General features: G+C 61.3%; 12 protein-coding genes. 9 read left to right on the top strand and 3 right to left on the bottom strand.

Translation table 11 applies throughout. From position 1 onward, the window contains the following. Positions 1-14 precede the first annotated feature (14 nt). Positions 15-1,172, bottom strand: a complete 1,158-nt coding sequence (locus QNM96_RS22615; RefSeq protein ID WP_283839069.1) for a thiamine pyrophosphate-dependent dehydrogenase E1 component subunit alpha — start codon at positions 1,170-1,172, stop codon at positions 15-17. Positions 1,173-1,515: 343 nt separating this feature from the next. Here QNM96_RS22615 and QNM96_RS22620 point away from each other — a divergent pair, with 343 nt between their 5' ends. The 6 genes from QNM96_RS22620 (at position 1,516) to QNM96_RS22645 (ending at position 7,859) form a co-directional block, all read left to right on the top strand. Continuing rightward, complete coding sequence (locus QNM96_RS22620) at positions 1,516-2,508, top strand: tripartite tricarboxylate transporter substrate-binding protein (RefSeq protein WP_283839070.1); 993 nt, start codon at positions 1,516-1,518, stop codon at positions 2,506-2,508. A gap of 50 nt (positions 2,509-2,558) precedes the next feature. Further along, complete coding sequence (locus QNM96_RS22625; protein ID WP_283839071.1) at positions 2,559-3,140, top strand: tripartite tricarboxylate transporter TctB family protein; 582 nt, start codon at positions 2,559-2,561, stop codon at positions 3,138-3,140. Between the two features lie 3 nt (positions 3,141-3,143). Next, a complete protein-coding gene (locus tag QNM96_RS22630) occupies positions 3,144-4,640 on the top strand; it encodes a tripartite tricarboxylate transporter permease (RefSeq protein WP_283839072.1) in 1,497 nt (498 codons plus the stop codon). 142 nt (positions 4,641-4,782) lie between these two features. After that, positions 4,783-5,874 (top strand): mandelate racemase/muconate lactonizing enzyme family protein, encoded by a 1,092-nt coding sequence (locus tag QNM96_RS22635; protein WP_283839073.1) that lies wholly within the window; start codon positions 4,783-4,785, stop codon positions 5,872-5,874. A gap of 103 nt (positions 5,875-5,977) precedes the next feature. Then, a complete protein-coding gene (locus QNM96_RS22640; RefSeq protein WP_283839074.1) occupies positions 5,978-6,406 on the top strand; it encodes a universal stress protein in 429 nt (142 codons plus the stop codon). A gap of 130 nt (positions 6,407-6,536) precedes the next feature. Further along, entirely contained in the window at positions 6,537-7,859 is a 1,323-nt protein-coding gene (locus QNM96_RS22645; protein ID WP_283839075.1) for a methyl-accepting chemotaxis protein, read from the top strand. A gap of 456 nt (positions 7,860-8,315) precedes the next feature. Here the strand turns inward: QNM96_RS22645 and QNM96_RS22650 are convergent, their stop codons facing one another. Next, positions 8,316-9,476, bottom strand: coding sequence for an acyl-CoA dehydrogenase family protein (locus tag QNM96_RS22650; protein ID WP_283839076.1), 1,161 nt, complete (start codon positions 9,474-9,476; stop codon positions 8,316-8,318). Positions 9,477-9,605: 129 nt separating this feature from the next. Beyond that, on the bottom strand, positions 9,606-11,057 hold the full coding sequence (locus QNM96_RS22655; RefSeq protein ID WP_283839077.1) for an aldehyde dehydrogenase family protein: 1,452 nt from the start codon (positions 11,055-11,057) through the stop codon (positions 9,606-9,608). Between the two features lie 169 nt (positions 11,058-11,226). On the opposite strand from QNM96_RS22655, the gene QNM96_RS22660 reads away from it, so the two are divergent. The 3 genes from QNM96_RS22660 to QNM96_RS22670 form a co-directional block, all read left to right on the top strand. Next, positions 11,227-12,405 (top strand): thiolase domain-containing protein, encoded by a 1,179-nt coding sequence (locus QNM96_RS22660; RefSeq protein ID WP_283839078.1) that lies wholly within the window; start codon positions 11,227-11,229, stop codon positions 12,403-12,405. After that, positions 12,402-13,808: a zinc ribbon domain-containing protein gene (locus QNM96_RS22665; RefSeq protein ID WP_283839079.1), complete on the top strand. Its 1,407-nt coding sequence runs from the start codon at positions 12,402-12,404 to the stop codon at positions 13,806-13,808. The genes QNM96_RS22660 and QNM96_RS22665 overlap by 4 nt, the downstream gene beginning before the upstream one ends. A gap of 90 nt (positions 13,809-13,898) precedes the next feature. Then, positions 13,899-14,255: 3-hydroxyacyl-CoA dehydrogenase NAD-binding domain-containing protein (locus QNM96_RS22670; RefSeq protein WP_283839080.1), on the top strand; the 357-nt coding region annotated here is incomplete at its 3' end.

The following is a 14,255-nucleotide window of genomic DNA, read 5'->3' on the forward strand; positions in this document are numbered from 1 at the left end:
TTGTGTCCCCTCTGTTATCCCTTCGGTCGGTGTTCGATGTGGTCGTACATATCCGGTCGTTCCTCGAGAAGTTCCCGGAACTCCTCGAACTGGCGCTCGAGTTCCGGGGGTTTCTCCTCGTAGAGGTAATCGAAAATAGCTTCGATGCCCCGATCTTCGAACGCGTCCGCGGCGTCGACCGCGTCGGAGAACTCCGCTTCGACTTCCTTCTCGATCGCATCCTCGTCGATTTCCTCCCAGCGCCCGGTCTCCTCGAGGAACGACCGATAGCGCTCGAGCGGATCCTGTTCCGCCCACTCTTCGACTTCCGATTCGGATCGGTACCGCGTCGGATCGTCGCTCGTCGTGTGGGCCCCCCGTCGGTACGTCACGGCTTCGACCAGCACCGGGTTCCCCTCGAGTGCGCGCTCTCGCGCCTTCGAGACCGCGTTGTAGACGGCGAGGACGTCGTTGCCGTCGACCCGAATGCCGTCCATTCCGTAAGCCAGTGCCTTCTGGGCGACCGTCTCGGCGTTCGTCTGCCCGTCGAACGACCGCGAAATCGCGTATTGGTTGTTCTGACAGAAGAACACGGCGGGCACGTCGAGCACGCCGGCGAAGTTGATCCCTTCGTGGAACGCGCCGGTCGAGGTCGCGCCGTCACCGAGGTTTGCGAACGCTACCCTGTCTTCGCCCTCGAGTTTCATTCCCCAGGCTTTGCCGGTGACGACCGGAATGTGCGACCCGATCGAGATCGCGAGGCCGAAAATGTTCGCGCCGTCCATGCGCGAGGCGTCCTCGATGCCGCGCCAGTACAGGAGCAGGTCCCGCATCGAGAGCCCGTGCATCAACAGCGCGCCGGTCTCCCGGCCGTACGGAAAGATCCAGTCGTCGGGCGAGAGGGCGAATCCGCCGCCGATAATGCTTGCCTCTTGGCCGCGGCCCGACGGGTACGTGCCGAGTAGACCGCGGCGCTGGAGTTTCGTGGCTCGAGTGTCGAAAACGCGCTGGAGCAGCATCCAACGATACAGATCGAGGAACGCTTCGTCGTCCACGTCGGGAATCCGGTCGGCGTCGTAGGATCCGTCGGGACGGACGACCTGATAGGTGTCCATCTCCAGTTTTGCTTGCGAGAGCGGATCGATGCCGACGTCGACCGACTCGGTGGAAACTGGTCGTTGACTGTCGTTCATCTCACAATGTAGATGTCGCCATCTGCGATATAAATCTTTGTAACCGTCGCTTCGCGCCGCCGCGAGTCGGGACATCTTCGATGGCGATTTTCAGTAGCCGCCGTCGCCGGGATCGATGCGGGAACGCGAGTCCGTTAGGTCGTGACTCGAAGTTCACACGCTCTGGGACTAAGAGAGACCGAATCAGAGAGGTTGCAATTGTGAACGTTCCCATTCTCGACACGGTGGTGGGCTATAACTGGGTGGTGTGCGTTCCGAACGAACCGCGTAGTTAGGTTGTACCACTGACACCAGTTAACACGTCCCGAAAGGTTTAAGACCTATTCCCCGCACATTACAGACCATGCAGGATAGACGTGCATTCATACAGCGCACCGTAGCTGGGGGAGTAGGGGCTGCATCACTCGCGTTCGCAGGATGTCTAGGAGACGACGAGGGAGACGGGGATTTCCCCTCCCAACAGTTTCACGGCGTCATTCCGTGGGGACAGGGCGGTGGAACCGACATTTTCACGAGAGAGATCTGGCAGGAAATCGCGGACCAAAACGACGTCTCGATCGGGTTCGAAAACGTCACGGGCGCGGCTGGCGTTCGGGGGATAACCGAACTGTACGGCTCTGAACCGGATGGATACACGATATCGCCGATGAACTCTCCATCCGTCGTCCCGCTTCTCACCCAGGATCCGGGATTCACGATCGACGAATTCAGACACATCGGCGCGTACACGCAGACCGTCTGGGTGCTTGTGACGGACCCCGATCTCGACTTGGAAGAGTTCGACGAGGTGGTCGAGGCGTACGAAAACGGAGATATCGGATCGATCTCGGGTCAGTCGCCAGGCGAACCGAACCACGTCCTCGCGGAATCGTTAAAGTCCGAACTGGACGTGCCGTGGGAAAATTACGTCGCCTACGATGGGAGTGGCCCGGTGATACAAGCCGTCGCATCAGGCGAGGTTTCGGCGGGTATCGTCACCGAGACGGCGGCGGCCGACGCAGAAGATCAGATCGACATCATCGCGGCGCTGTCGAGCGAGGGAAGTCCCGTCTTCCCGGACCTTCCAGTCTACACCGATTACGGGTACGAGCCGGAAATCGACTTCATGGGCCAGTTCCTTCGATCGTTCATGGCGCCGCCGGACACGCCGGACGACCGAATCGACATTCTGAACGAGAACCTTCAGGAGGCCCTCGAGAGCGATGAACTGCAATCGTGGGCCGACGAGACTGGGAATCACCTTGAGTATCTAGGCGGCGAAGCGGAAGTTCTCGAAGTCCTAGAGGAGAACCAGGAGCGCATCCCGGAAATCATTGATTTAGACGACCTGGAATAGAGCGTCTACGTAGCATGATTCATTCACTCTATACGTCAATGAAAGGTCGAGTGACCTCAGAGCAGTTGATGCTGGTCGCGATGCTCGGGGTTTCGAGCTACATGCTCATCGAATCGTTTTCTTTCTCCCACGAAGCCGGGATCTTTCCACGGTTCGCGGCGGCCGTGGCGGTTTGTGGCTGTATTCTCTTGCTCGTCAGGGCGTACCTCCCGGAGCCGATACGTCAGGTGGTCACCGAATCGGCGGGGATGTTCGACCAGTACGACGAAGAGTTTCAGGGATCGGACGACGATACAAAATCGAGTGAAGGCGAGGTTACAGAGGACGAGGATACCGGTGCAATCGAGGGAACGGATCGCGGGACGGTCGAAGATGGCGACTCGGATGCGGTCGAGAATGCCGACATAGATTCGTCGAAGCAGGCCATTCTCGTGGGTCTGCTCGCTGGCTATGGGCTCGTCGGATACGTGATCGGTCTCGTCTGGGCCACACCCCTGTTTATCCTCGCCTTCGCGAAAGCATTCGGCCTTCCGCGGCTTATGACCCTGGTGATCGTCGTAATCGGGCTTGTTGCCGCGTTCGCGTTCAATTCGATACTTCCCGTAAACATGACTGACGGAGTGATATTCTAACCGATGGTTCAAGAATCGCTCTTCGGTGCGCTGGAAATTCTCGTCACCTGGCCGACCGCGGGCTGGTTGTTGGTAGGCCTTCTGGCGGGGATCATTATCGGAACGATCCCCGGTCTCGGACCGAACCTCGGTCTGGCGGTCGTCCTCCCGTTGACGATGCGTCTCGACGGTCCCGATGCGATCATCCTGCTGATCAGTATCTACAGCGGAGCGATGTACGGCGGGAGTATCGCGGCAATCTTGATCAACACTCCCGGAACCGCCGCGGCGGCGGCCACGACGTTGGACGGATACCCGATGACTCGACAGGGTCGTGCCATGGACGCGCTTTCGATCTCGGCGACGGCGTCGGCAGTTGGCGGTGCGTTCGCTATCGTCACGCTGATTCTGTTGACGCCGTTCTTGACGACGATCGTGCTCATGTTCGGGTCCCCGGAATACTTCCTCATCGCGCTGTTCGGGATCGCACTGATCACCATTGTTGCGCAGGGGTCGATGGTCAAAGGCCTGACTGCGGGCGCGTTCGGGCTTCTCCTTTCGACGATCGGCTTCCCAGTTGCCGCCGGACAACCGAGGTACACCTTCGACACGTTCATCCTCTACGACGGCTTGGATTTCGTCGCCGTGTTGATCGGGATCTTCGCGGTGGGTGAGATGATCAAACTGGCCGGAGAGAAAGGGAGCCTCGCGAACAAGGATCTCAGTTTGAGCGGAAACGTCCTCTCTGGCGTTCGGAAGGTCTTGTCTGCGCCGATAACCACCATTAAATCCGGGTATATCGGGATGTTCATCGGTGCAATTCCTGGCTCCGGAGCGTCGATATCGAACTTCATCTCCTACGCGGAGGCGGTCCGAAGCGGGGGTGGCGACAAGGAGTATGGAGACGGCAACCACCGCGGTGTGATCGCGTCGGAAGCGTCGAACAACGGAACCGTCGCGGGCTCGCTTATCCCTACCTTTTCGTTCGGGATTCCTGGAAGCGGTGCTACTGCCATCCTTCTCGGCGGCCTGATGATGCACGGTCTGCGTCCCGGACCGGAACTGTTCACGGACAACGTCGATATCACGTACAGCATCTTTCTGGCCTTGCTCGCCGGAAACGTCGTCATCCTGTTGTTCGGACTCCTCATTATCACTCGAGCGGTGTACATCACGACGATCGATACCGATTACATCATTCCGGTCGTCATCGCCGTCGCTTCACTCGGTGCGTTCGGGCTTCGAGGGAGCTGGCTGGACGTCTTTACCGTGCTCGTTTTTGGCATATTTGGCTTCTTCATGATGAAGCACAACTATTCGATAATCGCGTTCGTCCTCGGGATCGTTCTGGGACCGATCGCTGAAGAAAACCTCGTCCGTTCGTTACAACTGTCCGAGGGCTCGCTCTGGATATTCGTCAACGAGCCGATCCCGCTGGTGCTTACGTTGCTGACCGTTGCGGTGATCGCATCCCCGATTCTCACCGTTATTCGATCGGCAGTTAGCGGCGGTGATCGATAGCCGTCCCTCCGTTGGCGGAGCGATCTATCGGTGATCCTCCGCCCCGCGCTATCTGCTCGAACTACGCCAGATCGCCGGCTGAGACCAGTACACATAAGTCGATGGACACTGTCGATTCAATTACTATTGGGTGCGACTACCGATGAAAATTACAGACGTTCAAGCGACGACGCACACCGTACCGGCCGACGTCCCTGGCATGGACGAACCCGACGAAATGACGCTCGCGTTCGTCTCCGTCGAAACCGACGAGGGGATCACCGGCTACGGTGAAACCGGGTATCTTCACCCCCCGGCGAGCGCCTCGTTCATTAACGACCACATTGAACCGTTGCTGACGGGACGGAATCCGCTGAACAACGAACGGATCTGGAACGACCTGTACACCGAACTCAACCCCCGAGCGCAGACGGGTGTCTGGAGTACGGCCGTCAGCGCCGTCGACATCGCCCTGTGGGATATCAAAGGAAAGCAGTATGGCGAACCCGTGTGGCGACTGCTCGGTGGCGCCGACGATACGGTGCCGGTGTACTACACGATCGGACAGGCGATTCGAGACGAACAGCGACTCGCCGGGGTCGCAGAACAACTCGTTTCGGACGGCGCAGAACGGATCAAAGTCGTCGTCGGAAAGGGCGAGTGGGCGACTCCAAGGGTCGACGAGGGACGAGTAACCGCCGTTCGAGAAGCCGTCGGCGAAGACGTCGAGTTGGCGATCGACGCGAACTACCTGTACTCGCTCAACGAAGCGCTCGAGTTGTGTAACCGCCTCGAGTCGATATCGATCAGCTGGTTCGAGGAGCCGGTGTACGGAAACGACGCGTCTCTGCTCGCCGATCTCCGCTCGCGGACGCGCGTTCCGATCGCCGCGGGTCAGAACGAGGGGCATCGCTTCCGTCATCGGGACCTTCTCGAAGGCGGCGCGGTCGACATCAGCCTTCCGAACGTCTGTTTCACCGGCGGGTACACGGAAGCGGCGAAGGTTGCGGGAATGGCCGCGGCGTTCAACGTCGATGTCTATCACGGCGGCGGATGGCCGTTCCAGAATATGCACCTCCAGGCTGGGCTAGCCAACGGCAAAATGGTCGAGTTCCACGATATCGTCTGGGAAATCGGGAAAATGATTTACGACGCGCCGCCCGAACCGACCGGCGATTCCATCACGCTCTCGGACGAACCGGGACTCGGTCTCGAACCCGACCTCGACACGCTCGAGACGTATCGGGACGACTAACAGATATCGACGCTTCGGTGAGGTCCCTTTCGCGACCCATTCGATAGTTCGTTTTTCCCGCGTTCTGGGAAAGAGTGAATAGCCGCGAGTACAACCGATTGATATGGTAATCGTTGCAGCGGTCGACCGATCCGCAAGAGCCCCGGAAGTCGTCGAACAGGCTGAACGCCTGGCGGTGGCGTTCGACGACGAGATTCACGTCGTTCACGTCCTGTCCGAGTCGGAATTCGTGAGTTTGGAACGAACGAGCGTCAACAACACCGGCAACGCACTCGACATGGATCGAGTGCGCGAAGTCGCGGCGACTGTCGCGGACGAGGCGGCGTCGAGTATCGATTCGCCAACCGAAACTGTCGGAATAGTTGGGGACCCATCGGATCGTATCCTCGAATACGCAGATGACCAAAACGCTCGTTATATCGTTGTAGCAAGTCGAAAACGATCTCCCGCCGGAAAGGTTTTGTTCGGAAGTGTAGCCCAATCGGTACTCCTGAACGCCGGGTGTCCCGTCGTGGTTTCGGCCGGCCAGTAGCCTGTCTCGGCGGCAATCTGGGTTCTTTTATCACTTAGCGAGCGAACGAAATCTGCCGATCGACCGGCGTACAGAACAGGTTTGCTTTCGGCCAGAAGCTTTTCAACCGTGGGAACCTATACCAAAATATATGTCAGAAAGTGAATTGTTGTTCTCTTCGGATGATTCCGAGGATCGTGAGAATAATCTCGAGCGGCTCCGCGCCGAACGCGACTTCTGGCGGAATCTCTTTGACCAGTTGGTCGATGAGTTCCCAGAGTCAGTCGTGGTCGTCAACAACGAAGGGACGATCACGCACTGGAACGACCCTATCGTCGAATTGATCGGCGCGACTCGAGCGGAGGCGGTCGGTAACCAGGCGATCGATATCGTCGGCACGGAGGGTGTCGATGAAACGTTGGCGGAGAAAATCGCGCGAACGGGAGAACCGGTCCGAGAGGACCGAATCCGATCGGGGGAAACCGACGGTGAGAACTGGCACGTTCGAGCGGCGGGCGTTCCGCTATTGACACCGGACGGCGAATCTATCGGCGCGTTCGAGTACGTCAGTAGCGTCACGGAACTGGTCGAGCAACGCGAGGAGTTAGAACGGATTCAGGAGTCGATCGGCGAGACCGTCGAGGGAGCTGTCGAAGAGTTACTCGCCGCCGCCGAAACGAACGCTGAGACGACCGAGGAGGTCGACGAGCTGGCGGGCCAGCAGGTCGAGGATCTAGTCGAGGTTCGCAACGAGATGGAGTCGCTATCGGCGACCGTCGAAGAGATTTCCGCGAGCGCCGAAGAGGTTAGCAGCCAGAGCGAGGTCGCCGCCGAACTGGCCGACGAATCAAAGGACGCGACTGCGGAGATCGTTTCGATGATCGACGACGTTCGACAGGCGACGGACACTCTCTCGGAGAGCAGTCACGAACTCGAGAAGCGTATTGTCGAGATCGACAAAGTCGTGGATGTGATCGACGGGATCGCGGACGAGACGAACCTTCTCGCCGTCAACGCGAACATTCAGGCCGCACAGGTGGATACCGGAGCCGAAGGGTTCGCCGTCGTCGCCGACGAGGTCAAAGAACTCGCGGATCAGTCGAAGGAGGAAGTCGGAACGATCGAGGATATCGTCGACGACGTCCGGGAAAACACGACGACGACGATCGAAAGCGTCGAAGCGACGATCGACCGCGTGGAGGATGCGATCGAACGGGCCGGAGCGGTCGACGACAAGCAATCTGAAATCAAATCCGCCGTAGAGGAGGCGACGACCGGCATCGAACAGATCGCCGGTGCGACCGACGATCAGGCCGCGACCGCCGAGGAAGTCGCCACGATGCTCAGCACGTCCGTCGAACAGATCGAAGACGTGGCGACCGAAATCGAGACGCTCGCGGAAACGAACGCGAAGCAGACGGACAAGGTACACGAAGTTCGAGACGAGGTTCGGGCGCTCGAGGGGGACGTCTAGTGGCTTGGGTCGCCACTAGTGTCCCGAGCGAACGGTTGTTTTCGTACAATCGCCCGTCAGGAGGCAGCCACTCTTTCTGATGCGTCGATAGTTCGGCGATTCACGCCTTGTTGTTTCCTCATCTCTGCTAACCGGAAAGCGAGAGATAGTATCGATCAGAAGTGTATACAGCTATCGTATACCACGATTTGCACAACGCGAATACCATTCAGAATTACAGGGGTATTCATGTAAACTAATCTGTTCGTTCCCGCGAATAACGCCCGGATCTTTCGTTTCTCGATGACTCGGTTGAGCGAGTGGAGGATCTTCGCGGCTCGCGGTTTGATTGTATACGGGGTGCGTATACGGGGTAGCACCTCGTGACTGACCGTTCGCTCTCGAGAGACGAGAGTGACACTCACCGGTTTCGATTTGTTTCGAAAAGTAGTCGCAACTGATCAGTTCCGAAATCGCCTACAGACCGAGCGCGTCGCTGGCGACCGTCGTTTTTTGGATTTCCGTCGTTCCCCCGATGATACTCAGAATTTTGGCGTCCCGATAGTAGCGCTCGAGGGGGAGATCCGTCCGGTACCCCTTCCCGCCGTGGACCTGTATCGCGTTTCGGGTGACGAACTCGGCCGTTTCGCTCGCGACGTACTTGGCTTTGCTCGACTGGCGCGTGCTGGCGTCGTCGTTGGCGATGGCGGCCGCGGAGTCGTACACGAGGTGGCGCGCGCCGTCGAGACGTGCGTCCATGTCCGCGATCAGCACCTGCACCGCCTGATACTCGCCGACGGCCTGGCCGCCCTGCTCGCGGTCGCCTGCGTACTCGAGTGCCTCCTCGAACGCGGCGGTGGCGATGCCGGTTCCGATCGCGCCCAGCCCCGTGCGGGCCATGTCGATCGTTCCCATCGCGATTCGAAAGCCCTGGCCGACTTCGCCCAGCAGCGCCGAATCGTCGATCGGAACGTCCTGCAGACTCGAGTTGCCCGTGACGTGCCCGCGCATTCCCATGAACTTCGACCGATCGAAGGTGAATCCGTCCCGCTCGTCGACGCCGGGGGCCAGGAAGATGCTCACGCCGTGGCTCCCTTCGGGCGTCGGTTGCTTTCGGGCGACGACGAGGTGGACGTCCGCGACGCCGGCGTTCGTTCCGAACGATTTCTCGCCGGTGAGGCGGTACCCCTCCCCGTCCTCGCGTTCTGTGGCAACCGTCGACAGTTCGGTCGGGGAACTCCCGGCGTCGGGTTCGGTCAGCAACATCGCCCCCACGGATTCGCCGCGGATCATGGGCTCGAGATACGTTTCCTTCTGCGTTTCCGTCCCGAAGTTCGCGATGGGAAGCGCGGCGAAGGTGTGGCCGTGTATCGTCTCGGCGACCGCGCCGCTTACCTGTGCGATCTGTTCGATGGCGAGGCAGTACGACAGGAAATCCGACCCCTCGCCGCCGTCGGCTTCGGGAACTAAAATCCCCAGCAGTCCTCGGTCGCCCGCCTCTTCGACGACCGCTCGAGGGAACTCGTCCGTCCGTTCGATGCGCTCTACTTCGGGTTTCACGACCTCGGTTGCGAACGACGCCGCTCGATCCCGGAACTCACGGTGCTCCTCGGAGAGGGCGTTCTCGATGAGAGTCATACACTGACATACGCGGGCCACACCACCATAAAAGTCCCGAGATAGCCAATGACGGGTTCGTCTCGGCGGCATCGTCGTCTCCGCCCCGTCGTCGAGGTGGACGTGGGCCGGTCGTTCGCTCAAGCGGCGTTACTCGAGGTTGACGTTGACGTTTTTCGTCTGGGTGTACTCGTGGATCGCTTCCGTTCCCTGTTCGCGGCCGTTACCGCTCTGTTTGAAGCCGCCGAAGGGCGTCTGGGGCTGGGTAACCGGGTACTCGTTGATGCTGACCATCCCGTAGTCGAGATACTCCGCGACGCCGTGTGCAGTGTTGAGATCGGATGTCCAGATTCCCGCCATGAGGCCGTACGGCGAGTCGTTCGCGATTTCGATCGCCTCTTCCTGGTCGGCGAACTCGATAACCGAGAGGACCGGCCCGAAGATCTCTTCTCGAGCGACAGTCATGTCGTTGGTCACGTCCGTCAACACGGTCGGTTCGACGAAGTGACCGGCGTCTTTGTCCTCGGGAACGCCGCCGCCGGTCGCGACGGTTGCGCCTTCTGCCTTCCCCGTCTCGATGTAGTCGAGAACCTCCTGCTGTTGGCTCTCGCTCACCGTCGGCCCCATCCGGCCGCCGTCGTCGATACCGCTTCCGAGCGGCGTTCCCTCGGCGCGCTCGACGACCTGTTCGACAACCTCCTCGTGGACCGATTCGTGGACAAGCAAGCGCGACCCCGCCCAGCACATCTGTCCGGCGTTCATAAATATTCCGTAGTGACAGCCCGCGGCGGCCGCCTCGAGGTCGGCGTCAGGAAAGACGATGTTCGGTCCCTTCCCGCCGAGTTCGAGGGTCACGCCGGTGACGTTTTGGGAGGCGCGCTCCATGACGCCCTTTCCGACGCCGGTGCTCCCCGTGAACGCGATGTGGTCGACGTCGGGGTGTTCGGTGAGCCTGTTTCCGGCGGTGCTCCCGCGCCCGGGAACGACGTTCAACACGCCGTCAGGGAGTCCGGCCTCTTCGGCGGCGACGGCGAAGTAAAGCGCCGAAAGCGGCGTCGTGCTCGAGGGTTTGAGCACTGCGGTGTTCCCGCAGGCGAGTGCGGGTGCGAGACTCCGTCCCGCGAGCTGGAAGGGGTAGTTCCACGGGATGACGTGTCCCGTTACGCCGACCGGCTCTCGGACGGTGTAGTTCAGTCTGTTACCGGGAACGGGAACTTCGTCGCCCTGGATCTTGTCGGTCCAGCCGGCGTAGTACCGGAACGTGTCGATCACCATGTCGACGTCGAGCGTGGCCTCGAAGGGCGTCTTGCCATTGTCTCGAGACTCCACGCGGACGATTTCCTCTTTCCGATCTTCGATCGCGTCCGCCATCGCGCGTAGCCGTTCGCCGCGTTCTCGGGGATCGAGCGATCGCCATTCGCCGTCGCGGTCGACGGCTTCTGAAGCCGCCGAAACGGCGCTGTCGACGTCTTCTTCCGCCGCTTTCGCGACGTCCGCGTAGGCTTGCTCGGTTGCCGGATCTTCGGTCGTGAACGTCTCGTTGCTTTCGGCGGCGACCCATTCGCCGTCGATATACAGGTCTGTCGGACCGGTGTAACTCATACACCGTAGGGTAGCGTGCGGATCGGTAAATAACGTGTGGTCCCGTCGTGATGGGGTCGGTTGTCAGTTATTTCCGGCCATTCGACACCCCGCTCTGGCGATAAACCGGTAAACAGGGACAACCGCCCTATGAGTCATCTATAAGGATACAGAGCAGAGATTACAATCCATGCGAGATGCATACGTACTCGGCGCCGGACAGTCGTCGTTCGGCTCGTTTCCCGACGAAACGTATCTGTCGCTGTTCGACGACGCGTTCGATGCGGCGATGGACAGCGTCGACACGGCGATAGATCCAGAAATCATCGACGAGGCGTTCCTCGGAACCCTCGGCGTCGGCGGCCGACAGATCGGTCTTTCGGGCCCGGCGGTGACCGAACACGTCGGCCTCCACGGCGTTCCGACGACTCGAGTCGAAAACGCCTGCGCCGCGAGCGGTTACGCGTTTCGACAGGCCGTGACCGCCGTTCGCTCGGGGCTCGTCGACGTCGCGTTAGCCGGCGGCTACGAAGTGATGACGGACGCGAGTTCCGATCACACCCGCTGGTGGCTCGGCGTCAGCGGCGAGACCGAGTGGGAGCGAACGAGCGGGACGACTTTCGCCGGCGTCTACGCCCAGATGGCCAGCGCTCACATGAACGAGTACGACACCACCGTCGAGGACCTGAGTCGCGTCGCGGTGAAGAATCACGCCAACGGCGCGCAGAATCCCAAGGCTCACCTCGGCTTCGAGTGCTCGCTCGAGGACGCCGTCTCCGCTCCATCGGTCGCCGACCCGCTCAACCTCTATCACTGCTGTCCGACGACAGACGGAGCTAGCGCCGTCCTCGTCGCGAGCGAAGACGTCGCGAGAGAACACAGCGACACGCCGATCCGCGTCGCCGGCTGTGGGGCCTCGAGCGGTCGCGTCGGGCTGTTCCAGCGCGGTTCGTTGACATCGGTTCCGGCGAGCACCCGCGCGGGGGAGGACGCCTATGAAGCCGCGGGGATCGGTCCGTCGGATCTCGATTTCGCCGAGGTCCACGACTGCTTTGCCATCGCCGAACTGCTGGCCTACGAGGATCTGGGCTTTTGTGATCGGGGCGAAGCCGGACGGCTCCTCCGGGAGGGCGTCACCGACCCCGACGGCGAGTTGCCCACGAACACCAGCGGCGGGCTGAAGTCGAAGGGCCACCCGATCGGTGCGACCGGAACCGGCCAAATCGTCGAGGCGTTCGATCAACTGCGCGGCGAGGCTCACGTGCAGGTCGAGGACCCGAAATACGGCCTCACCCACAACGTCGGCGGGAGCGGGGGCGGCGTGACCGTCCACATCTTCGAAAAGGAGGAAACGGGGGGATCGGCATGAGCGGAATCGTTGCCGCCGGGGTCTACGTGCCCCAATTTCGACTCTCGAGCGACGAACTCGACGACGCGTGGGGAGCGAGCCACGCATCGGGTGTCGATCAGAAAGCGGTCCCCGCGGCCGACGAGGATACGCTGACGATGGCCGTCGAAGCGGCCGAACGAGCGCTCGAGGATGCCGCCGTCGAACGGTCGGCGATCGACGTCGTCTCGGCCGCCACGACGACGCCTCCACTCGAGGAGGGCGACTTCGTCGCACGATTGGTTCGCGCGCTCGGCCTGCCGGCCGACGTCGCGAGTGCGACCGCGACCCAGCACACCGCAGCGGGGGCCGAGGCGCTCTCGAGGGGTCTCGACGCCGACGGAACCGCGCTCGTGGTGACGGCCGACTGTCCCGAAGGAGAGCCTGCCGACGCCGACCACCCTTTCGGCGCGGGAGCGGCGGCGTTCCTGCTCGGCGACGATCCGGCCGTTGCGGTCGAAGACATCGGCTGGTACAGTAACGAGACGCCGGGTGTTCGATTCCGTGAGCGCGGCGACCGACACGTCGACGCGCTCGGGATCACGACTTACGAGCGCGATGCGGTTCGCGAGGCCGTGACCGAAGCGGTTTCCTCGCTCGAGATCGATCCGGGAGCGGCGACTGCCGCGTCGATTCACCAACGTGACGGCTCGTTTCCGTACCGCATGGCCGGTGATTTGCCGATTTCCAACGAGGCCGTAGCGGCGGGGACGGTCGTCGACCGAATCGGCGACGCGGGAGCGGCGACCGTTCCGATCGGCCTGCTTTCGGCACTTTCGGGATCCGACGACGACCTCTCGATCGCCGCGTTCTTCGGCGGCGGTACCGCGGCTGCGGTAGCTTGCAGGGGAACCCTCTCCGTTCCGGGACTCGGGGGGATCGACGCCGTCGAACCGATCTCGTACGCGGCGTACCTCCGCGAGCGCGGGTACGTCGTCGACGGGGAGGTTTCGGGCGGCGGCGCGAACGTTAGCTTGCCGAACTGGCAGGGCTCGCTCGCACAGCGGTACAGACTCGTCGCGGGATCCTGTCCCGATTGTGGCGGCGCGACGTTCCCGCCGGAGGGAGCCTGCCAAGAGTGTCACGCTCGAGTCGACTTCGAGGAGTTTGAAGCGCCGCGAACTGGTACCCTCCAAGCGGTGACCGTGATCGGGCAGGGCGGTGCGCCACCCGAGTTCGCGGAACTACAGCAACGAGACGGCGCGTACGCGGCCGCGATCGTTGCGCTGGAATCTGACGAGGGGACGATCTCGCTTCCGGCGCAGGTGACGGACGTCGATCCGGAGTCGGTGTCGGTCGGCGATACCGTCGAGGCGACGATCCGACGAATCTACACGCAGGAGGGCGTGCCGCGCTACGGCGTCAAGTTCTCCCCGACGGAGTAATCGGGTAACCGGCCCGTATTCTCCCGATCGATTCCGATTATTGGCCGTTCGATAGGAACATTTTTTATCGATACTCGAGATGATCCCCGTATGCAAATCACAGTCCTCGGAGCCGGGAGTATGGGCCACGGAATCGCACAGGTGTCGGCGATGGCGGGACACGACGTCGTTCTCCGGGATATCAACTCGGAGTTCGTCGAGGACGGACTCGAGGGAATTCGCGACAATCTTCAGGGCGGGGTCGACCGGGACAAAGTCACCGAAACCGAAATGGCAGACACCCTAGCGCGCATCGAGGGGACGACTGACCTCGAGGCGGCCGTCGAAGATGCCGATCTGGTCGTTGAGGCGGTCCCCGAGGATATGGACCTGAAACAGGAGGTATTCGCGGACGTCGAGGCCGCCGCAGGCGAGGAGACGGTCATCGCGTCGAACACCTCCTCGCTG

The organism is Halostagnicola sp. A-GB9-2 (assembly GCF_030068615.1).
Classification (GTDB): Archaea; Halobacteriota; Halobacteria; order Halobacteriales; family Natrialbaceae; genus Halostagnicola.